Genomic DNA, 20,571 nt, shown 5'->3' on the forward strand with positions numbered 1-20,571 from the left:
GGTTCGAAAGGCGGGCGGAAGACGCGCTCCCGCCCGAAGTCGAGGGATGCAGGAAACGCCGAGGATCGACGAGTTCGTTGCCAAACAAGACTGACTTGCTCCGTTCATTTTGGCAACCCACTTGTCAAACCGCTGACGCAGGGTCACCTTTGCGCTCATGGGACGCACCGCCGACTATTCTCGCCAGAGCTGCTCGATCGCCGCCACGCTGGAGGTTATCGGAGACCCGTGGACCCTGCTCGTCATACGCGACGCCTTCCGCGGCGTGACCCGGTTCGAGCAGTGGCAAGAAAACCTAGGCGTCGCCCGCAACGTACTCGCCGCAAGGCTGAAGACCCTCGTCGCCCACGGCGTGCTGGAACCCCGGCTCTATTCCGAGCGTCCGCCCCGCAACGAATACGTCCTGACGCCGAAGGGCCGCGACCTGTCCGATGTGCTGCTAACCCTTCACGGCTGGGGCTCGAAGCACGTCTACGGCGACATGGACGCCGGCGTGGTCTTCAAACACAAGGCCTGCGGCCACGAGCTGAAGTCGCGACTGGCCTGCGAATGCTGCGGCGAGATCGTGAAGCGCCGCGACATCGAGACTATCGTCACGGCGGATCGTCCGACTGTCGGCGACGTCATGGGCCGCGACGAGGCCGCCTAGACCTCAAGGCGTCTCAGCTGGATCAGGGGGATCACAATGTCCTCCTCGTCGTCCAGATGACGCAGAAGCGGTCGCCCGGCGCGGTTGATCAGATCACCCAGCCGGTTTGCGCGATCCGTTGCATCGGGCGCCTGACCCATCACTGCTTGATGGAAAGCCATGCCGTCGCGGAACAGCGCTTCCAGAACCTCGTGAATGGCGTCGTGGTCCCGGTCCAGCAGTTCGATGCCGCGCTCGATGCGCGGTTCGATGCGTTTGAACATCGGAAAATACTGACCGCTCTCGATCCGGTGGTGCCCGTCGAGATGCTGCAGGAAGGACTGCAGCGCCGGGATCAGCTGGCGATGCAGCCCCCCCAGATCCGCATCCTTGCGCCAGCCGTCGACCAGCCCGTCCATATAGGCCTGATGCCCGCGGAAACTGCCGTGCATCTGAAGCCAGAAGGCGGCGGTCTCCGGCAGGTTGGTCCACTGGGCTCGCGGCAGTTCATCCACCAGAAAGCGATAGGCTTCGGGCAAGCCCGTCCGCGTCGCCAGAGCGTCGTCGAGGGCCTCAGTCAACGGCGGTCGTCGAATGGATAAAGCCGCCGCCGACCAGCCGGTCGGGATCGGCCGGATCGTAAAGCGCGCAGGCCTGACCCGGCGCCACCCCCTCTTCGCCCGCCTCGAACACGACGGATACGCCGCCATCGACCATCGTCAGACGAGCCGGAGACGGCGCACGGGTCGAGCGGACGCGCGCCAGCACAGGCCGTTCCCCGGCTGCGGCCTGTTCGATCGTGGCTTCATCGCCCAGCCAGTTGGTTTCTTCCAGCACCAGCGACCGCGTCAGCAGGGCGTCACGCGGGCCGACGATGACGTGGCGCTTCACCGGATCCAGCTTCGTCACGAAGAGCGGCTCGCCCACGGCGACATTCAGGCCCCGGCGCTGGCCGATCGTATAGTCGGTGACGCCCGCATGCTGGCCCAGCACCCGGCCGTCCATATGCACGATCTCGCCGGCCTCGCGGCCCTGCGGACGCAGCTTGTCCAGAAGGCTGCGATAGTCGCCCTCCGGCACGAAGCAGATGTCCTGGCTGTCCGGCTTGGCGGCGATGCGCAGGCCCAGTTCCATGGCCACGCCCCGCACCTGCGGCTTCTCCAGATCGGCCAGCGGGAAACGCAGGTAGTCGAGCTGATCTGCCGTCGTGGCGAACAGGAAGTAGGACTGATCCCGCGAGTGATCGACCGCCTTGCGCATCTGCGTGCGCCCGTCCACGACCGCCCGACGCACATAGTGCCCGGTCGCCATCGCCTCCGCGCCCAGATCGCGGGCGACATCCAGAAGGTCGCGGAACTTGACGGTCTGGTTGCAGCGGATGCACGGCACCGGCGTGTGGCCGCGCAGATAGCTGTCGGCGAACTGGTCGATCACCGCGTCCCGGAACCGGCTTTCGTAATCCAGCACATAGTGCGGAATGCCGATCGTCTCAGCCGCCAGCCGGGCGTCGTGGATGTCCTGACCCGCGCAGCAGGCGCCCTTCTTCTTCAGGGCGGCGCCGTGGTCATAGAGCTGCAGTGTCACCCCGACGACGTCATAACCCGCCTTGTGCAGCAGACCGGCGACGACAGTGGAGTCCACGCCGCCTGACATGGCCGCTACGACCCGCGACCCGACCGGCAGTCCGATCGCCGCGCGCGCGGCCTCGATCGCTCCGTCCAGATTGGCGGGGGCGATGTCGGGGATCGGGCAGAGGTCCTCAGCCAGGGTCATGCCGCGCCATTTAGTGTGAAAGCGGCGCGATTTCGAGACCGCGCATACGGAAACGGCCGCCCCCGTCGCCGGGAGCGGCCGTCAGAGCCTTCGGGGAGAAGCTTTCTAGTCGACGCGGCCGTAGTGCTGGATGCGCGTGGTGCGCAGGCCCTGCATGCCGAACTTGTCGATCGCCTTCTGCCAGGCGATGAACTCCTCGGCGGTCAGACGATAGCGCTCCAGCGCGTCCTCAAGGCTGATCAGACCGCCACGAACGGCGGCGACGACCTCGGCCTTGCGGCGAATGACCCAGCGGTCCGTATTCGGCGGCGGCAGATCGCGCATCGTCAGCGGCGTGCCCGTGGGCCCCACCACATACTGTTCGCCTCGGCTGTTCAGTCGACGCTCTTGCAACATGGGCTTATGCCTCATTGACCACCATCACTAAGGTTCGCACCGTAGCGACGGCGGGCTAAGGGCCGTTTAAGCGTCGTGGTGAAGGAAAGCCTAAGACCCACCCCCTTCTCCCCCCTGTTCCGTAAGACGGTCTTCATCGAGTTGAATCGTTCGTTACTTCACGATCAGCGTTTGATGCTGATCAATTCAGCCAGCATCTCGTCGGCCGTGGTGATGATCTTGGACGAGGCGGAATAGGCCCGCTGGGTGGTGATCAGGCCCGTGAACTCCGTCGACAGGTCGACCGTCGAGGCCTCCAGTTGCGAGGCGCCGATCAGGCCCGCGCCGCCGGTTCCGGCGGCCTTCAGGTTGAAGGTGCCGGAGTCCTGTCCCACCCGGTAGGCGTTGCCGGTGGATTCGATCAGGTTGTCCGGGCTCGGGAAGGTCGCGAGGGCGACCTGCGCGATGCGGCGCTTGACGCCGTTGTCGAAGCTGGCGGTGACGAAGCCGTGCTCGTCGATCTCGATATTGGCCAGATTGCCGAAAGCCGTACCATTGGTCAGGACCGAGTCCACGAAGGAGTCGCTGTCCGCCTGCGTCAGGCCGCCGGTCGCGCCGCCGATGTCGAAGGCGATAGTCTGGCTGGCGATGCCGAGGCCGGCCGCCCAGCTGACCTGACCCGCGCCGGGCGTGGTCTGGTCTGAGCCGCCGAACGAGAGCGTGGCGTTGGCCGGATCGGTGAAAAGGGCGCTCGCTCCCATGGCCGCCATGGCCGCAGTGTCCAGACGACCGTCTTGGGTGAAGGCCACCATGCCGGTCTTGATCTGACCGTTGCTCAGGCCCGCGCCAGAGACGACGTCGCTGGCGGGAATGGCGCGGACTTCGGCGTACCACTGGTTCGGCGTGGTGCTCTTAAGGAAGGAGATGGCGATCGTCCGCTGGCCGCCCTTGGAGTCCGAGACCGGCACGGTGATCTCGAAGTCCGGACGCACCCCTGTCGAGGTCGCCGGGTTCCACATGGCCATCGAGTTGGTCGCCGGATCGTAGGCGCCCGCCGTGGGCGGGGAGGCGCCGGCGGCCGTGGCGGCGGCGGAGATGGTCTGGCTGGACTGCAGGTTGGCATTGACCTGCGCCCGCGTCGTGGCTTCGGCAGTACCGCCCACCGAGCCGACATTGATCGAACGCAGCCGGGTCAGGTCCGACGGATCGGTCGTGATGTTGCCCTCGGCGTCCACCGGCCACCCCTGCAGGAACAGGCCCGCGGTGTTTTTCAGATAGCCGAAGTCATCGACCCGGAAGGCGCCTGCGCGGGTGAACAGGCGGCTGTCCGAGATATCCAGATCCTCGGCCTTCTCGGTGACGACGAAGAAGCCCTGACCCGAAATGCCGAGGTCGGTTGAGGAGTTGGTCCGCTGAAGCTGACCCTCCTGGCTGACATAGTGTCGGGCCGAGGCCAGAACGCCGCCGGCGGAGTAGCCGGTGCCGCGGCTCTGGGCGTTGATGACCGTCTGAAACTCGGCCTGTGTCCGCTTGTAGCCGACCGTGTTCACGTTCGCGATGTTCTGCGAGATCGAGGCAAGGGCGGCGGAGTTTGCGGTGAGGCCGGAGACGCCGGCCAGAAGGGCGCTGTTGATGCTCATGGCGTGGGCTCCTTAGGAATTCAGGTTTTGTTGGGCCGCCTCTTCCAGCGCGATCACGCTGGAGAGCGGGAGAATGGAGTTGCCGATCGTGAGGTAGGGCTGGCCGTCGTACATCTCGACGCCGCCGATCCGGCCGCGGGTCAACACTTGGGCGTCCACGGTCTGGCCAGAGGTCGTCTTGGCGACGACCTTCAGAGTGTAGACCTTGCCGTCCTGCGCCGGAGCGCCGGTGGTGGAGCTTCCGTCCCACGTGAAGTCGTGCACGCCTTCGGTCTTGTCCGGCGCGTCGCCTTCCCAGACGACCTTGCCCGCACCGTCGAGCACCTGCAGCTTGGCCGTGCCGGCGTTGGTCGCGAGTTCGTAGCTCCACGTCGCCTTGTCTTCGGTCGTGAACTTGGTGGCCGACCAGACGGCGGTTGCGTCCCGTCCGATGTAGTTGGCGGCGCCCGACAGGCCCGAGCCCTGCTGGGCGGCGAGCAGGCCCTTCAGCAGGTCGTTCGTCAGGAGCTGTTGCTCAACCCCGGCCATCTGCGTCAGCTGGGCGGTGAACTGGTTGGAGTCGACCGGCGACAGCGGATCCTGATTCTTCAGCTGGGCGGTCAGCAGACTGAGGAAGGTCTCGAAGTTCGAGGCCAGCATCGACGAACCGGAACTGATCCGGGCTGTCGCATTGTTGGTGACGGCGTCGACCATTCGATCAGACCTTCAGATCCACGCCCGTGGGCGAGAGTGAGAGTTGGGTCCAGCGCGGCTGGACGACATCCGCCTCGGCGTTCAGACGCGCGGCGGAGGAAAAGGCGCGGCCATGGCCGCTGCGGGAATCCTGTCCGCGGTCGAACGCGTGCGAGCCGCTGTCGCGCTCGGTGAACTCGAACGCGTCGTCTGCCATCTGAAAGCCCTGCGCCTCCAGTTCCCGGCGCAGCTCGTCGGCCCGGCCCCGCAGGTCTGTCGCCGCGAGGGGATTGTCGAACGCCAGACGGGCGGCGAGACGACCGTCCGCACCGATCTCCAGCTTGACGTCCACCCGGCCCAGTTCTTCCGGCAGCAGGGACATTTCGAACCGGGTCGAGCGACCTTCCAGACGGCGACTGATCTGGGCCGCTATCTGGGCGGTCGCCTCGACCGCGACACGCGACATCGTCGACGGGTTTGCGTCGCGTGCGGCGTGGACCGTCTGTGCCTGAGGCGCGGCGGCGTCGCCCTCCCCGACCTGCACGGCGTCGACAGGCGCGGCCTCCGCCCCGACCACCGGGACAGGCGCGTCCGACGGTGACGCCGCCGGGGCGACATCAGTCGCCGATCCAGCTGCCGGCGCGATATCGATCGACGAGACGCCCTTGCCGGCGTCGGGAGAGGCAACAGTTTCCTTCGCCCCCTCCTCGAGCGGCTTCGATGTTCGTTCCGCGAGCGGGCGAAGGGTCGGGGCGGTCGGCTGGACGGCGGGCGCCGGCGGCGCCTGGGTCACAGCCTTCACCTGCGCTGCGGTCTCGGCCGCTTTGCCGGCGGTTACGGCGGCTTCAAGCTCTTCGCCCGTCGGCAACGATGCACCGGTGGAGGCGTCATCTGGCGTTTCAACCGTCGGAGCTTCGATCTCAGCGGCGTCGGAGGCCACCGGAGCGGCTGCGGCTGGGGCCGCTTCCGACGGCGGGGCCGGCTCGGCAGGTACAGGCGGCGGGGCCGTAGTCACTGGCGCTTCAGGAGCCGCCACAACGTCCGCTTGCGGCGCTACGGAAGGCGGAGCGGCGAGGAAGCCGATCACCTTGTCCGCATCGACCTCTGCCGTGACCGCAGGCTTTGCGACGGTCTCGTCGGCTTCAGCCATCTGGAACATCGCCGCCAGCAATCCCTCGAAGCCAGACACGACCGTGCTGGTCGCGCCTTGCGGAGCGGCCTGAATGGCGGGCGTGGGGACGGACATGATGGACAGGGCTGACATCGACCGGGCGCGTCTTCGCAGGGCGGAGGTGACAAGGGCGCCTGCTGCGCCGGGACATTCGGAAAGCCCGGCGCAAGTCGCGGGCCACAGCCGGAAATCAGCACAACATACTGATTTCTATCAACATCAATGATCGGACCTCGTATCGCACCCGGAAGGTTCGGTTGGCGAAACTTGCCGTGTAGCGGCGTATCTTGCCCGGCGCCCTTCGACGGTCGGTCAGTGGCCCAAGGCTTGCGCCGGCTAATCATCATGACTCAGGCGCGACACACGATAGCTCTTGATTTCAATAACTTGCCCTCCGCGTCGTTCGCGGGGGCCGGGCAAAAAGCGCGCGGTGGCCGGAAGGCCTTGCCGGGCGCCGGACGGACAGGAGTTCGCGCATGTCTCTGAACGCGATCATGAACACGGCCAACTCCGGCATGGCCGCCGCGCAGACGCAGCTCCGGATCGTCTCGGACAACGTGTCCAACGTGAACACCCCCGGCTACGTCCGGAAGATCGGCGATCAGGTCAGCCTGAGCAGCGCCGGCATGGGCTCGGGCGTCGATGTCGCCCGCATTCGGTTGGCCACCGACAAGTTTCTGCAGGCCGCCAGCCTCAGCGCCGGCGCCGACGCCTCGCGTCAGGGCGTGCGCTACGAACTTTATGACCGGGTCCAGAGCCTGTTTGGCGATCCGGGTGGGGACAGCGGCTTCTTCTCGCAGGTGGACGGTCTGTTCGCCGCCTTCAGTGCGGTCAGCGAAAGCGCGGCCTCCTCGCCGCTTCGTCAGGAGGCCCTGGTCAAGACCCAGTCCCTGTTCGACGAGGCAGCCCGCATCTCGAAACAGGTTCATTCGGTGCGTCAGGACGCCGACGGTCGCCTGCAGTCGGCGGTCGAGAAGGCCAATACCCTGCTTGAGCAGATCGAGAACCTGAACAAGGAGATCACGCGCGCGCAAGCGCTGAGCGGCGACTCCTCGGGCGCCGAGACCGCGCAGGCGGCGCTCATCGGTCAGCTCGGCGAGCTGATGGACATCCGCGTCGCGGGCCGCGCCACCGGCGGCGTAACCATCCGCACCGGCGGCGGCGCGCTGCTGGCCGGTCAGGGCGCGGCCAAGCTGGAATACACGCGCGCCGGCACGGTCACCGGCGAAACCGTCTTCAACGAGATCTGGGTGACCGAACCCGGCGCCCAGAAGCGTCCGCTGCTGGAAACCATCACCTCCGGCGAGATCAAGGGCCTGGTCGAGCTCCGTGACGTGGACGCGCCCGCCGCCGCCGAACGCCTCGCCGAGCTGATGAGCGGTGTGGCGGACGAACTGAACCGGGCCCACAACGCCAACTCCTCGGTCCCGGCGCCCAACAGCCTGACGGGCCGCAACGTCGGCCAGACGTTCGAGGACGCCATCGCCGGCTTCGGCGGCCGTTCGACCGTCGCGGTAACGAATGCAACTGGCGTCATCACCGCCCGCGCCGATATCGTGTTCAGCGGTTCGACCATGACCGTGAACGGCGTCGCGGCGACTCCCGCGAACTTCCTGACGATCCTGAACGGTCAGCTGGGGGGCGCTGCGACCGCCAGCTTCACCGATGGCCGCCTGACGATCCGCGCAACCAACGCCAACGACGGCGTCGCCATCGCGGACGACGCTGCGGCCCCTTCCAACAAGGCGGGACGCGGCTTCTCGCACTTCTTCGGCATGAACGATCTGGTGTCGACTGATCGGCCGGCGATCTATCAGACCGGGCTGACCCCGGCGTCCACGCACGGCTTCACGGCGGGCCAGACAATCAGCTTCCGCTTCAACGACGCCGGCGGGTCCCGCATCCGGGATATCCAGGTCGCCATGCCTGCGGGCGGAACCGTAAACGACCTGCTGACCGCCCTGAACGATCCCGCGACCGGCGTCGGTCGATTCGGCAGTTTCAGCCTGTCGGCGGACGGCAGTCTGAACTTCAACGGAACCGGCAATCCGGCGCCGACCATGAGCGTGGTCCGCGACGACACCTCACAGACGCCGTCCGGCGTTTCCCTGAGCGAGCTTTTTGGCATCGGGGGCGTGCGGTCGTCGCGAGCGGATGGATTCACGGTGAGGCAGGATATCCGTCAGGCCCCGATGAAGCTGGCTCTCGCCAAGCTGAACCTGTCCGCCCCCGCCGGCACGCCGGCGCTGAGCACGGGCGACGGGCGTGGCGCACTACTCCTTGCCGACGCCGGCGAACGCGCGACGATCTTCTCGGCAGCCGGCGGATCGGCTGGCGGGACCATGACCGTGTCCCGATACGCCTCCGATCTGGCGGGCGACATCGGCGGACGCGCCGCGGCGGTCGAGAACCAGGCGGACGCAAGCGCCGCCCTGTATCAGGAGGCCAACGCGCGCAAGGTCTCGCATGAGGGCGTCAATCTGGATGAGGAGCTGGTGCTGATGACCACCTACCAGCAAGCCTTCAACGCCTCGGCCCGTCTGATCCAGGCGGCCAAGGACATGTATGACATTCTTCTGGGGATGACCCGATGAGCCGCATCTCGACCAACGGCAGCTATCAGTCCGCGCTGGCGAACCTGATGACCGCACAGACCCGCGGCGCGGAGGCGCAGGAGCGTTATTCCACCCAGAAGAACGCGACCGATCTCGTCGGCTTCGGCCGTCAGTCCGAAACCCTGACCGCGCTGAAGGGCTCGCAAAGCCGACTGCAGGGCTTCATCAATGCTGCCGATACCGTCACCGGGCGACTGGAGATCCAGGACCTTGCCATGAACCGGGTGCAGGAAGGCATCGGCGGGATCGCGGACGCCATCAACAACGCCATCGCCAACGACACGGCGATCACCCTGATGCTGGAGGTCAGCAACAACTATCAGGAGATCAGGGGCGGCCTGAACACCAAGTATCAAGGATCCTATCTGTTCTCGGGCGCATCGGTTTCGATCGCCCCGGTAGACGCCGAAACCCTTGCCGATCTGGCCGCCGCGCCGACGACGGCGGACCTGTTCAAGAACGATCAGGTGAAGAGCGCCAGCCGGGTGGCCGAGAACACCGTGCTGGAAACCGGCTTCCTCGCCGACGATCTGGGCACCGAGATCGCCGACATCCTGCGCGATATCCAGAACTTCCACACCGGCCCCAGCGGTCCACTGACGGGCAAGCTGACTGACGCGCAGAAGACCTTCCTGACCGCGCAGGTGGCGCGCCTGTCCACGGCCCAGCAAAACTCCGTCGAGCAGGTCGCGCTCAGCGGATCGATGGCGAGCCAGATCGAAACAGTCGCGAAAAACCAGCAGGCCCAACTGAACTCGCTCGACAAGCTGGTGTCGGACCGGACGGACGCCGACATGGCCAAGGCGTTCGCGGACATGCAGCTGGCCCAGCAGTCGATCGAGGCTTCGGCGCAGGTGATCGCGAGCCTGCGTGACTCCTCCCTGCTCAACCTGCTGAGATAACGCGAAAAAACTACAACGGCCACGCTGGACAGACGTTCTTGCTATGGAACATAGTGAGAACAGATGGCCCAGCTCGACCTCCGCAGAAAACTGTCGATCCTCGCGGACGCGGCTAAATACGACGCCAGTTGTTCGTCGTCTGGATCGTCAAAACGGAACTCGGTCGGCGGAAAGGGCATGGGTTCGACCGAGGGCATGGGCATCTGTCACGCCTACACGCCGGATGGTCGATGCGTGTCGCTGCTCAAGATCCTGCTGACCAACTTCTGCATCTACGACTGCGCCTACTGCATCAATCGCGCCTCATCGAACGTCCAGCGCGCGCGCTTCACCGTCGAGGAAGTGGTCGACCTGACCCTGAACTTCTATCGCCGGAATTATATCGAAGGCCTGTTCCTGTCGTCCGGCATCATTCGTTCCGGCGACTACACGATGGAGGAACTGGTTCGGGTGGCGAGAATACTGCGCGAGGTCCACGACTTCCGCGGTTACATCCATCTGAAGCTGATCCCAGAGGCCGATCCAAAGCTGGTGGAAGAGGCCGGGCTGTACGCCGACCGCCTGTCGGCCAACATCGAACTGCCGCGCGATGAAGCGCTGCATCGACTGGCGCCGCAAAAGGACGTCAACGTTATCAAGAAGGCGATGGGTCAGGTGCGTTTGAAGGTCGAGGCTGCTCGCCCGGGCAAGCGCGACAAGGCCAAACCGCCGAAGTTCGCGCCTGGAGGTCAGTCGACGCAGCTGATCGTTGGCGCAGATGAGGCGCCGGACACGGAAATCCTCGACCGGTCGGCCTCGCTATATGGCGGCTATGGATTGCGGCGGGTCTATTATTCGGCGTTCAGCCCGATCCCGGATTCATCCAGCGCCCTGCCCCTGTCGAAACCGCCGCTGATGCGTGAACACAGGCTATATCAAGCCGACTGGCTGATGCGGTTTTATGGCTTCTCGTCGCCCGAGATCGGCAAAAGCACGACCGGCGGCATGCTGGATCTGGCCATTGATCCAAAGCTGGCGTGGGCGCTGAACAGTCGCGAACAGTTTCCGGTCGATGTGAACACCGCGCCGCGCGAAATGCTGCTGAGGGTGCCGGGGCTGGGCGTAAAGGCGGTTGATCGGATCGTCGGCGTCAGGCGCTATCGAACCTTGAGGCTTGAGGATGTCGGCCGCCTGACGCGAAGTGTGGAAAAAGTCCGTTCCTTCATCACTGCGCTCGACTGGTCTCCCGGCGGTCTGACCGACACGCTCGATCTTCGATCTCGCATCGCGCCCGAGCCGGCGCCCGTGCAGTTGAGCCTGTTCTGATGCACGTCGCGACGCTGGAGCATCAAGTCGACTTCGACGGCTGGCGTAAGGCGGCGCGGACCTTTCGGCTGGCGGGCATTTCTCCTGAGCAGACGGCGTTTCGTGTTGGCGCCGCCGTTGGTGGACTATTTGACGAGGCCGCCGCGCTGCCCGCGACTGAGCCGGCGTTCTCGGCTCCGAAGGCGTTTGTCGATCTCGCGCGGGAAGTGATCCTGCATCGCTCCGCCGATCGGTTCGACCTGATGTATCGGCTGCTCTGGCGGCTGCGTGATGAGTCCGACCTGATGCATGTCGCCAGCGATGTGGATGTGGCGGACGCGCTGGAGCGGGCGAAGAACGTCTCAAGGGCCAGTCACAAGATGAAGGCCTTCGTCCGCTTTCGGCAGGTCGTGGACGATACAGGCGACGCGTGGGTCGCGTGGTTCGAACCGGCGCATTTCGTGCTGGAAAAGACTGCGCCCTTCTTCATGCGCCGCTTCGCCAACATGCGCTGGTCCATCCTGACGCCAGATGGCAGTGCGATCTGGGATGAGGATGCCCTGACCTTCGGACCACCGGCCACGCGCGACATGGCCCCGGCCGAGGACGAGATCGAGGAGTTCTGGAAGACCTACTACGCCTCGACCTTCAACCCGGCCCGACTGAAGACCCGGACCATGCAGGGCGAGATGGCCAAGCGATACTGGAAGAATCTGCCGGAGGCGCAGCTGATCCCGGAACTGGTCGCGGCGTCTTCGGTTCGAACCGAGGCCATGGTTGCCGCACCTGCTGCCGAACCGAACCTGCGTCTGGCGAAAACCTTGTCACGGATGAACCGGGATCATTCGTTTGAGGAAGGCTTCGTTCCTTCCACTCTCGACGAGTTGGGACATGCCGTTCAAGCCTGTCGGCGCTGTCTGCTATGGCGGGACGCCACGCAAGGCGTGTGCGGTCAGGGTCTGAGAAAGGCAAAGCTGATGATCGTCGGCGAACAGCCCGGGGATCAGGAAGATCTGGCGGGCCAGCCCTTCGTCGGGCCCGCGGGTCAGGTGCTCGATGCGGCGCTGGAAGAAGCGGGCATCGATCGCGACGACGCTTTCGTCACCAACGCGGTCAAGCATTTCAAGCACACGCCGCGTGGCAAGCGCCGCATCCACCAGACGCCCGTCACCAGCGAGATCAGCGCCTGTCGATGGTGGCTCGACGCGGAGCGGCGGTTGGTCAAGCCGAAGGTCGTGGTGACGCTGGGCGCCACGGCGGCGCTGGGCGTTCTGAACCGTCGGGTTGCGGTCACGAAAGAGCGGGGCCAGCCTCTCGCACTCGCGGATGGCTCGACAGCGCTTTTGACCGTTCACCCGTCCTACCTGCTCCGCCTGCCGGATGAGGCGTCGCGCGCGTCGGAGCGGGAGCGGTTCGTGGCCGATCTGAAACAGGTGCGCACCCTTCTTTAGGGTTGCGTGAACGACTGTGCTCCGGCCGCGTTATGGTCTCAGCTCAGCTTTGCCGTTCGCGGCGATAGGCAAAGCTCACGACGCGATCTAGGTAGGGGTATGGCCGCAGCCGACTTCAGAATCGACGAGGATGAGGGGCGCACAACCCTCCGGTTGACCGGCGACTGGTCGGCGACCGAGCTCGGCCGCATTTCGCGTCGACTGGACCAGGAGTTGAGCGACCACGACATCCAGGCGGTCGATCTGACCGAGCTGGGTCGTTTCGATACGGCCGGCGCGCTGGCGATCGTTCAGGCGTCCAATGTGGTTCTGCCGAAATCCGCCTGGACGCAACGGCCCGAGGTCGGCCGGGTCTATGCGATGGTCGAAAAGCTGGAGCGCGAAAGCGCGGAGCCGCCTCGCCGATCGCCGGGCTGGATCCGGACTTTCGCCAAGATCGGTCGCGGTGTCCGCGACTTCTTCGAGGAGGCCGTTCTGTCGATGGCCTTCCTTGGACGGCTGATCGTGGCGGTCGGCGCGGCTTTCAGACATCCGGGCCGACTGCGCTGGCCCGCATGGTTCAGTCAGGGCGAGCGGGCGGGCCTCGACGCCATTCCGATCGTGATGGTCACGAACTTCTTCATCGGCGCCGTCATCGCCTTCCTCGGGGCAAATCTGCTGACCCAGTTCGGGGCGGGCGTCTTTACTGTGCAGCTCGTCGCCGTGGCCACGCTCAGGGAGCTGGCGGTGCTGATCACCGCCATCCTGCTGGCCGGCCGTTCGTCCTCGTCGTTCGCCGCAGAGATCGGCTCGATGCGGATGAACCAGGAGGTGGACGCCATGCAGGTGATGGGCGTGAACCCGTTCCAGGCGCTCGTCATTCCCCGCCTCGCCGCCATGGTGGTCATGATGCCGCTGCTGACCTTCGTGGGCATTCTCGCCGGTCTGTTCGGCGGCCTGCTGGTGACGTGGAGCCAGCTTTCCTACGGGCCGTCCTTCTTTATCCAGCGGATGATCGAAGATCCGATGATGGGCAACCATTTGATGGTCGGCATGGTCAAGGCGCCCGTTTTCGCCATCGTCATCGCCGCGATCGGGTGTCGGCAGGGCATGGCCGTCGCGGGAGACGTCGAGAGTCTCGGGCAGAGGGTTACCTCGGCGGTGGTTCAGGCCATCTTCGCCATCATCTCGCTGGACGCCGTCTTCGCCCTGATTTTCCTGGAGCTGAACATTTGACCGACGTGAAAGCGCCGGCCCCGGCGCCGGAAAAAAAGTCGCCTGAAAATCTGATCGAGGTCCGCGATCTGCTGAGCCAATTCGGGGACAGGACGATCCACGAGAACCTGAACCTCGACCTCGTCCGCGGCGAGGTGATGGGTGTCGTCGGCGGGTCGGGCACCGGCAAGACGGTGCTGCTCAACTCGATCATCGGGTTGAAAGAGCCCGAAGGCGGCTCGGTGAAGATCTTCGGCTACGAGCGTGGCGCGATGACGAAGGCAGAGGAAGCCGAGGTCGAGCGCCGGACGGGCATCCTGTTCCAGCAGGGCGCCTTGTTCTCGTCGTTGACCGTGCTCGACAACGTGGCCTCGCCGCTTGTCGAACACACGGGCTTGTCTCGCACCGTGATCCGCGAACTGGCGGAGATGAAGATCGCCATGGTCGGGCTGAAGCCCGAGAGCCACTACCTCAAGCCCGCCGAGCTGTCGGGCGGCATGCGCAAGCGTGTCGGTCTGGCCCGTGCGCTGGCGCTTGATCCCGAGCTGTTGTTTCTGGATGAGCCGACGGCCGGCCTCGATCCCATCGGGGCCGCAGCGTTCGACGAGCTGATCCGCAAGCTGTCCGACGATCTGGGCCTGACGGTCTTCATGATCACGCACGACCTCGACAGCCTTTACGCCATTACCGACACCGTCGCCGTGCTGGCCGACAAACATGTGGTCGCCAAGGCCCCGGTTCGCGAACTGGAGCATTCCGACCATCCCTGGATCAGGGAATACTTCCTGGGTCCGCGCGGTCGCGCGGGCGCCAAGGCGGCCTGAGGAGAGCCGACGAGATGGAAAGAGACGCACATTACGCCGCCGTCGGCATCGCCACAGTCGCCCTTCTGGCGGCCCTGGCGGTGTTCTCGATCTGGCTGGCCCGCCTGTCCTTCAACGAGGATTACGACATCTATGACATCGTCTTCTACGGACCGGTCCGAGGTCTGTCTGAAGGCGGCGAGGTGCACTTCAACGGCATCCGCGTCGGCGAGGTCACCGACCTGAATCTGGACCCGAACAAGGGCGATCAGGTCATCGCCCGAATCCGCATCAACGGCACGACGCCGATCCGCGTGACGTCCCGCGCCCAGCTGGAGCCGCAGGGCATCACCGGCCTGAACTACATCCAGATCACCGCCGGCAATCCTGAAAGCGCGCTGCTGAAGGCGCAGTATCCGGACAACGTCGTACCCGTCATCCAAAGCCAGCCGTCTCCGATCGCGGAGCTGCTGAGCGGGTCGGGGACGGTTCTGGCCCAGACCGTGGACGCGCTGAACCGGATCAATCGGGTGCTGTCCGACGACAACATCCGCAGCTTCTCGACCAGTGTGAAGAACGTCGAGGCGCTGACCACTGAACTGGAAGCCCGCAAGGGCATGCTGGAGCAGCTGGAACAGGCGCTGACGCGAGCCAACGCGGCGGTCGCCGAGTACGAGAAGCTGGGCGCCAGCGCCCGACGCCTCGTCGAGGGCGATGGCACGCAGGCCGTGGCGAACATCAACAAGGCGGCGCAGGACGCGCAGGAGGCCATCGGCTCCATTAACCGGACGGCCAACACGCTGGAGCGGCCGCTGAGCGACTTCGCGACGACGGGCCTGCCGCAGTTGCAGGAATCGATCGCCGGGCTGGAAGAGGCCACACGGTCGCTGGAGGGACTGGTGGACGAAATCCGCTCCAGCCCGCGGGACTTCATCGGCCGACCGCCGACCAAGGAAATGGAGGTGCAGCCATGATCCGTTCGACCCTGATCGCCCTTGTCGCGACCACGAGCCTGGGCGGCTGCGCCCTGCTGTCCTCGCCCGATCCGGTCCAGAACTACCGCTTCGGCTCTCCCAGCCTCGCGCCTGCGGCTGAGCCCGGACCGAACACACCGCAGGTCGTGCTTCGACGGGTGGAGTTCCCGAGCGCGGTTGAAGGCGACCGCATCCTCGGCGTCACCGGCACGGAAACGGCCTACATCAAGGGCGCCCGCTGGGTTTCGCCGGCCGAGGACCTCTATTCCGAGAGCCTCGAGAACGCCTTCGCGACCCAGGCCACCCGCGTCCGGGCGATCGGGGCGCGAGAGGTGGTTCAGGGCGGCCAGACGCTGGACATCGACATCCGCGCCTTCGAGGCCCGCTATGACGCACCAGGCGCCACGCCGACCGCGGTGATCAGCGCGCGGGCGCAGCTGCTGGCCCTGCCCGGGCGAGAGGTGAAGGCCGAACGGACCTTCACCATCCAGCAACCGGCGAGCGAGAACCGCGTGGGCGCCATCGTCGAGGCGTTCGATCGGGCCACGAGCGACCTGAACAGCCAGATCGTGGCCTGGACCGAGCAGAACGCGAACTAGTTCAGGCCCGCCTTCACCGTGTAGGTCGCCTCGGTCTTCGAGGCGACTTCCTCCAGCGTGACGCCGTCGGCCAGTTCGATCAGTTCCAGACCCGCGCCGTCCGGCTTGACGTCGAAAACGCACAGGTCGGTGATGATGCGGCTGACCACGCCCGTACCCGTCAGCGGCAGGGTGCAGGCCTTCAGCACCTTGGACTGGCCGTGCTTGTTCGCGTGATCCATGACCACGACCACGCGCTTGACGCCGGCGACCAGATCCATGGCGCCGCCCATGCCCTTCACCAGCTTGCCCGGGATCATCCAGTTGGCGATGTCGCCGTTCCCAGCCACTTCCATGGCGCCGAGAATGGACAGGTTGATGTGGCCGCCGCGGATCATGGCGAAGCTGTCCGAGGAGCTGAAATAGCTGCTCTCGGGGATCTCGGTGATGGTCTGCTTTCCGGCGTTGATGAGGTCGGCGTCGACCTCGTCGTCATACGGGAAGGGTCCCATGCCCAGCATGCCGTTCTCGGACTGCAGGGTCACTTCCATGCCGTCCGGGATGTAGTTGGCGACCAGCGTCGGAATGCCGATGCCGAGGTTTACGTAGAAGCCGTCCTGCAGCTCTTTCGCGGCGCGTTCGGCCAGTTGTTCGCGGGTGCGGGGCATCAGACGGCCTCCCTCTGGCGGATCGTGCGCTGTTCGATGCGCTTCTCGGACACGGTCTCGACGATGCGGTCGACGTAGATGCCGGGCGTGTGGATGTGGTCGGGGTCGATCGAGCCCGTAGGCACGATCTGCTCGACCTCGACGACGGTGACCTTGCCGGCCGTGGCCATCATCGGATTGAAGTTGCGGGCCGTCTTGCGGAAGACGAGGTTGCCGCGCTCGTCGGCCTTCCACGCCTTGACGATGGCGAGATCGGCGACGAGGCCGGTTTCCATGACGTAGTCGCGGCCGTCGAAATTGCGGACTTCCTTGCCCTCGGCGACCAGGGTGCCGACCCCGGTGGCGGTGAAGAAGGCGGGAATGCCCGCGCCGCCGGCCCGGATGCGTTCGGCCAGGGTGCCCTGCGGGTTAAACTCCAGCTGGAGCTCGCCAGCGAGGTACTGACGCTCGAACTCCTTGTTCTCGCCGACGTAGGACGAGATCATTTTCGCGATCTGCTTCGTCTCCAGCAGCTGGCCGAGGCCGAAGCCGTCGACGCCGGCGTTGTTGGAGATGACGGTGATCCCCTTGACGCCGCTGTCGCGCAGACCGGCGATGAGTTTCTCGGGGATGCCGCACAGGCCGAAGCCGCCGGACATGACGGTCATGCCGTCAAACGTCAGGCCCTCCAGCGCGGCGTTCGCGTCGGGGAAGATTTTCCGCATCGCTTCCTCATTGTTTTCACCACCTGATGAATATCGGCGGCCTTGTCTGGTCTCTACGGCGACGGGGCGAAAGGGGCAAGCCATGCGAGCGGCGCTTGATCTCTACCGTTGCACCCCCTGCCCCCGCCGCCATAACCTCCCTTCAGGAGAGCTACCCATGACCCTGAACAGACGAGATGCGCTGGGGCTCGCCGCCTTGGCTGCAGCGCCGGTTTCGGCGCAGGCGTTGACACCGGTGTCGAGCACCCAGGTCGCTCCACCCGATCCGACGGAGACGATCCGCCTTTGGCCGGACGGCGCGCCCGGCGGCGAGCGGGTGACGGTGACGGCGCAGGTGACGGAGCGGTCTCGCGACCCGTCCTTCCATGACCGGTTCGCCCAATACACGACCGACCCGATCCTGACCGTTATGCGGCCCGCGCGGCCAAACGGGGCGTCGATGCTGCTGATCCCGGGAGGCGGGTACAAATGGGCTGTCGTGGACAAGGAGGGGCTGGATATCGCCCGACCGTTCGCGGCGGCGGGCGTGACATGCTTCCTGCTTCGCTATCGCCTGCCGGGAGACGGATGGGCGGCGGGCGCGGATGTGTCGCTGCAGGACGCGCAACGCGCCCTACGGCTGATCCGGACGCGGGCGGCTGCGGACGGTCTGGACCCGGTGCGCGTGGGCGTGTTGGGCGCGTCGGCCGGCGGGCATCTGGCCGGGCTGCTGACGGCGAGGGCTGACGCGACCTATGCGGCGGCGGATGAGGCGGACATGGTTTCGCATCGGCCCGACGTATCGGTGCTGCTCTATCCGGTCGCGACGATGGCGGACCCGTTCGTCCATGCCGGTTCGCGGACCGAATTGCTGGGTCCCTCTCCGTCCGCTGAGCAGATCGAGCGCTATTCGCTTGAGAAGATGGACTGGCGCGGGCGGCCGCCGACGATGCTGATCCACGCGCTGGATGACGCGTCAGTGCCGCCGGAGAACAGCCTTCAGCTGCTGGCGACCCTGAGGGCGGCCGGGGTGACGACAGAGGCGCACCTGTTCCAGGAAGGCGGACACGGCTTCGGCATCAGGCTGATCGCGGGAAGGCCCGCCGAGGTGTGGCCGGAGCTGGTGCTGCGGTGGGGCGAACGGCTGGGCTGGCTGAGCCGGTAAACCCCCGCCCGTCATCACGTGGCTCTGTCGCCATCAGTCGGGCAAGGCCGGCGCATCCGGCGCTCAGGACGATCATGGGTGACTCCTGCAATTGCGAACCGTTTGCAGGTTTGCGCGGTTTGACTTCGCGTGCAAGCGTGGGTTTCGGATGGCGTTCCGACGGGAGCACACACATGCGTGAAGACGGCAAGCTGGACTATCTGGAGATGCCGGGCGGCGACATGACCGCCACGCGAGACTTCTATGGCGAAGCCTTTGGCTGGACCTTTCAGGACTACGGCCCGGGCTACAGCGCCTTTTCAGAGGGATTGGACGGCGGGTTTGATTCCGAAGCGCAGCGCGGCGGCTCTCCCCTGCCCGTCCTCTACGCCCACGATCTGGAAGCGATGGCGTCGCGGGTCGAGACGGCCGGCGGCGTGATCGTGGAGCCGATCTTCGAGTTTCCGGGCGGGCGACGCTTCCACTTCCGCGATCCGGCCGGGAACGTGCTGGCGGTGTGGTCGGAAAACTGAGCGAGCCGGGCAAGAGCTGCGGCGACTGCGGCCTGTGCTGCAAGCTGATGGGCGTGACCGCGCTGCAGAAGCCGGCCGGGAAGTGGTGCCGGCATTTCAGCAGGACGGACGGGTGCCGGATCTATGCGGACCGGCCGGACGACTGCCGGGTGTTCAACTGCCTGTGGCTGCTGACCGACGCGCTGGATGCCGACTGGAAGCCGAGCACGGCGGGCTTTGTGCTGCACAGCGAGCAGGGCGGCCAACGACTGATCGTCGAATGTGACGCAACGCGGCCGCATGACTGGCGGCGCGCGCCCTATGAGGCGACGCTGAGGCGCTGGGCGGCGTCTCCGGGTCAGGAAGTGCTGGTCTTCGCCGGGATGCGCGGCGTCCGGCTGGGCGAGCCCGACGCGCCGGTTCGACGGTCCTAGCGGACGTCCAGCGACTGGGCGATGCGTTCGGCCAAGGCGCGGTCGGCCCCTTCCAGCGACATGGTCCAGACATGGATTTCGCGCGGGGCGGTCTGACGCTGGAACAGGTGTTCGACGGCGTGACGTTCCGAACCTTCGGCTACGACGACGGTGGCGCGGCCGCCGGCCTCCGCCATCTGGCCGGAGTAGATCGGAAACTGCGAGGCCGGGCCGGCGTAGATCATGGCGAACGAACGGTCGCCGCGACGCACGGTGTAGATGCGAAAGTCGGGGCCGGGGCGGCCGGTGACCAGCTCAAACCCCTGCGGCAGATCGAGAGTGAACGGCAGGGCGGCGCGGGCGGAGGCGTCCAGTACCGTCAGCGCCGAAGCGGACGGCGGCGGGGGCGCGGGTGTAGGGGCCGGGGCTGCGACGGGAGCCGACGTCGTCGCGGCAGGGGCGCGGGGGGCGGGCGCGGTTGAGGCCGGGGGCGTGGTCGGCGCCGGGGTCGCCGCACGAGGCGCGGGTGCGGTCGTGGGCGCAGCCGACGAGGCGGCGGGAGGCGTCGGGGCTGGACTCGCAGGCGCAGCGGCTCCGGGCGCCGGGGTGGCGGTCGGGGGCGACGTGCGCGGCGGCGAGGCGGACGGGGGAGTCGCGGCAGGTGTGGCCGCTCGAGGTTGGTTCGCAGGCGGCGACGCCGTCGGGGCCGGCGTGGACAGCGCGGCGGGCGCGGTCGCCGTCGGGGCGGCAGGGCGGGGCGCGGGAGCCGGGGCGAGATAGGTCGCAGGGGCGGGCGGGCCACTGTTCAGGTCACGCGTGACGCTGCTTGTCGGCGCGGGCTGCTGGACCGGTGTGGTCGCCGGGGACGTTGCGGTCTGGGCCTGTGCGGCGCCGGTGACGAGCAGGAGCGAGGCGGCGGTGACGAGAACTTTCATGGCCGCGACCTTCGCCGGTCAGTTCGAGAACGGCAAGGCCCTGAGCACATAGGCGACGATCGCCGTGACGCCGGAGGCCGCGACGGCGAGCCCGGCGAACCACGCCAGCTTGCGCCAAAGGGGGCCGGACGCCTCGCCGGGTTCGGGCGGGGGGAC

At 66.4% G+C, this 20,571-nt stretch carries 21 protein-coding genes; 12 read left to right on the forward strand and 9 right to left on the reverse strand.

The window, feature by feature from the left end; genetic code table 11:
• Positions 1–157: 157 nt before the first annotated feature.
• The gene (locus ACIQC9_RS08655; protein ID WP_400614492.1) at positions 158–649 is read left to right on the forward strand and encodes a winged helix-turn-helix transcriptional regulator; all 492 of its coding nucleotides are present in this window, start codon (positions 158–160) and stop codon (positions 647–649) included.
• On the opposite strand, the gene ACIQC9_RS08660 is transcribed toward ACIQC9_RS08655, so the two are convergent.
• The 6 genes from ACIQC9_RS08660 to ACIQC9_RS08685 form a co-directional block, all read right to left on the reverse strand.
• Positions 646–1,209 carry a hemerythrin domain-containing protein gene (locus ACIQC9_RS08660; RefSeq protein WP_400614494.1) on the reverse strand — a complete coding sequence of 188 codons (564 nt, stop codon included), beginning with the start codon at positions 1,207–1,209 and terminating at the stop codon, positions 646–648. The two genes, ACIQC9_RS08655 and ACIQC9_RS08660, sit on opposite strands and share 4 nt — an antisense overlap.
• Positions 1,202–2,401 (reverse strand): tRNA 2-thiouridine(34) synthase MnmA, encoded by a 1,200-nt coding sequence (gene mnmA, locus ACIQC9_RS08665; protein WP_400614497.1) that lies wholly within the window; start codon positions 2,399–2,401, stop codon positions 1,202–1,204. The genes ACIQC9_RS08660 and mnmA overlap by 8 nt, the downstream gene beginning before the upstream one ends.
• 105 nt (positions 2,402–2,506) lie before the next feature.
• Positions 2,507–2,797 carry a DUF1153 domain-containing protein gene (locus ACIQC9_RS08670; protein ID WP_400614498.1) on the reverse strand — a complete coding sequence of 97 codons (291 nt, stop codon included), beginning with the start codon at positions 2,795–2,797 and terminating at the stop codon, positions 2,507–2,509.
• A 164-nt stretch (positions 2,798–2,961) separates the two neighbouring features.
• Positions 2,962–4,416 (reverse strand): flagellar hook protein FlgE, encoded by a 1,455-nt coding sequence (flgE, locus tag ACIQC9_RS08675; RefSeq protein ID WP_400614501.1) that lies wholly within the window; start codon positions 4,414–4,416, stop codon positions 2,962–2,964.
• 12 nt (positions 4,417–4,428) lie between these two features.
• A complete protein-coding gene (locus ACIQC9_RS08680) occupies positions 4,429–5,109 on the reverse strand; it encodes a flagellar hook assembly protein FlgD (protein ID WP_400614504.1) in 681 nt (226 codons plus the stop codon).
• 4 nt (positions 5,110–5,113) lie between these two features.
• Positions 5,114–6,352, reverse strand: a complete 1,239-nt coding sequence (locus ACIQC9_RS08685) for a flagellar hook-length control protein FliK (RefSeq protein WP_400614506.1) — start codon at positions 6,350–6,352, stop codon at positions 5,114–5,116.
• A 383-nt stretch (positions 6,353–6,735) separates the two neighbouring features.
• On the opposite strand from ACIQC9_RS08685, the gene flgK reads away from it, so the two are divergent.
• The 8 genes from flgK to ACIQC9_RS08725 all read left to right on the forward strand — a co-directional run bounded on the left by flgK (position 6,736) and on the right by ACIQC9_RS08725 (position 16,081).
• Positions 6,736–8,853 (forward strand): flagellar hook-associated protein FlgK, encoded by a 2,118-nt coding sequence (gene flgK, locus ACIQC9_RS08690; RefSeq protein ID WP_400614509.1) that lies wholly within the window; start codon positions 6,736–6,738, stop codon positions 8,851–8,853.
• A complete protein-coding gene (locus tag ACIQC9_RS08695; protein ID WP_400614511.1) occupies positions 8,850–9,776 on the forward strand; it encodes a hypothetical protein in 927 nt (308 codons plus the stop codon). Before flgK ends, ACIQC9_RS08695 begins: the two co-directional genes overlap by 4 nt.
• A gap of 63 nt (positions 9,777–9,839) precedes the next feature.
• On the forward strand, positions 9,840–11,081 hold the full coding sequence (locus tag ACIQC9_RS08700; protein ID WP_400614513.1) for a putative DNA modification/repair radical SAM protein: 1,242 nt from the start codon (positions 9,840–9,842) through the stop codon (positions 11,079–11,081).
• Positions 11,081–12,511, forward strand: coding sequence for a UdgX family uracil-DNA binding protein (locus ACIQC9_RS08705; RefSeq protein ID WP_400614516.1), 1,431 nt, complete (start codon positions 11,081–11,083; stop codon positions 12,509–12,511). Before ACIQC9_RS08700 ends, ACIQC9_RS08705 begins: the two co-directional genes overlap by 1 nt.
• A 99-nt stretch (positions 12,512–12,610) precedes the next feature.
• A complete protein-coding gene (locus tag ACIQC9_RS08710; protein WP_400614518.1) occupies positions 12,611–13,726 on the forward strand; it encodes an MlaE family lipid ABC transporter permease subunit in 1,116 nt (371 codons plus the stop codon).
• The gene (locus ACIQC9_RS08715) at positions 13,723–14,529 is read left to right on the forward strand and encodes an ABC transporter ATP-binding protein (RefSeq protein WP_400614521.1); all 807 of its coding nucleotides are present in this window, start codon (positions 13,723–13,725) and stop codon (positions 14,527–14,529) included. Before ACIQC9_RS08710 ends, ACIQC9_RS08715 begins: the two co-directional genes overlap by 4 nt.
• A 14-nt stretch (positions 14,530–14,543) precedes the next feature.
• On the forward strand, positions 14,544–15,482 hold the full coding sequence (locus ACIQC9_RS08720; RefSeq protein WP_400614523.1) for an MlaD family protein: 939 nt from the start codon (positions 14,544–14,546) through the stop codon (positions 15,480–15,482).
• Positions 15,479–16,081 (forward strand): ABC-type transport auxiliary lipoprotein family protein, encoded by a 603-nt coding sequence (locus ACIQC9_RS08725; RefSeq protein ID WP_400614525.1) that lies wholly within the window; start codon positions 15,479–15,481, stop codon positions 16,079–16,081. The genes ACIQC9_RS08720 and ACIQC9_RS08725 overlap by 4 nt, the downstream gene beginning before the upstream one ends.
• Here ACIQC9_RS08725 and ACIQC9_RS08730 read toward each other — a convergent pair.
• Positions 16,078–16,728, reverse strand: coding sequence for a 3-oxoacid CoA-transferase subunit B (locus ACIQC9_RS08730; protein ID WP_400614528.1), 651 nt, complete (start codon positions 16,726–16,728; stop codon positions 16,078–16,080). The two genes, ACIQC9_RS08725 and ACIQC9_RS08730, sit on opposite strands and share 4 nt — an antisense overlap.
• Positions 16,728–17,432 (reverse strand): CoA transferase subunit A, encoded by a 705-nt coding sequence (locus ACIQC9_RS08735; protein ID WP_400614530.1) that lies wholly within the window; start codon positions 17,430–17,432, stop codon positions 16,728–16,730. The genes ACIQC9_RS08730 and ACIQC9_RS08735 overlap by 1 nt, the downstream gene beginning before the upstream one ends.
• A gap of 157 nt (positions 17,433–17,589) precedes the next feature.
• Between ACIQC9_RS08735 and ACIQC9_RS08740 the strand changes: the two genes are divergently transcribed.
• From ACIQC9_RS08740 to ACIQC9_RS08750, 3 genes are all read left to right on the forward strand, one after another.
• Complete coding sequence (locus ACIQC9_RS08740; RefSeq protein WP_400614532.1) at positions 17,590–18,576, forward strand: alpha/beta hydrolase; 987 nt, start codon at positions 17,590–17,592, stop codon at positions 18,574–18,576.
• Between the two features lie 173 nt (positions 18,577–18,749).
• Positions 18,750–19,088, forward strand: a complete 339-nt coding sequence (locus tag ACIQC9_RS08745) for a VOC family protein (RefSeq protein ID WP_400614533.1) — start codon at positions 18,750–18,752, stop codon at positions 19,086–19,088.
• On the forward strand, positions 19,073–19,501 hold the full coding sequence (locus ACIQC9_RS08750) for a YkgJ family cysteine cluster protein (RefSeq protein WP_400614536.1): 429 nt from the start codon (positions 19,073–19,075) through the stop codon (positions 19,499–19,501). The genes ACIQC9_RS08745 and ACIQC9_RS08750 overlap by 16 nt, the downstream gene beginning before the upstream one ends.
• Here ACIQC9_RS08750 and ACIQC9_RS08755 read toward each other — a convergent pair.
• A complete protein-coding gene (locus tag ACIQC9_RS08755; RefSeq protein WP_400614537.1) occupies positions 19,498–20,415 on the reverse strand; it encodes a hypothetical protein in 918 nt (305 codons plus the stop codon). The genes ACIQC9_RS08750 and ACIQC9_RS08755 overlap by 4 nt on opposite strands.
• Positions 20,416–20,571 lie beyond the last annotated feature (156 nt).

Source organism: Brevundimonas sp. NPDC092305, assembly GCF_044755415.1.
In the GTDB taxonomy this organism is placed as follows: domain Bacteria; phylum Pseudomonadota; class Alphaproteobacteria; order Caulobacterales; family Caulobacteraceae; genus Brevundimonas.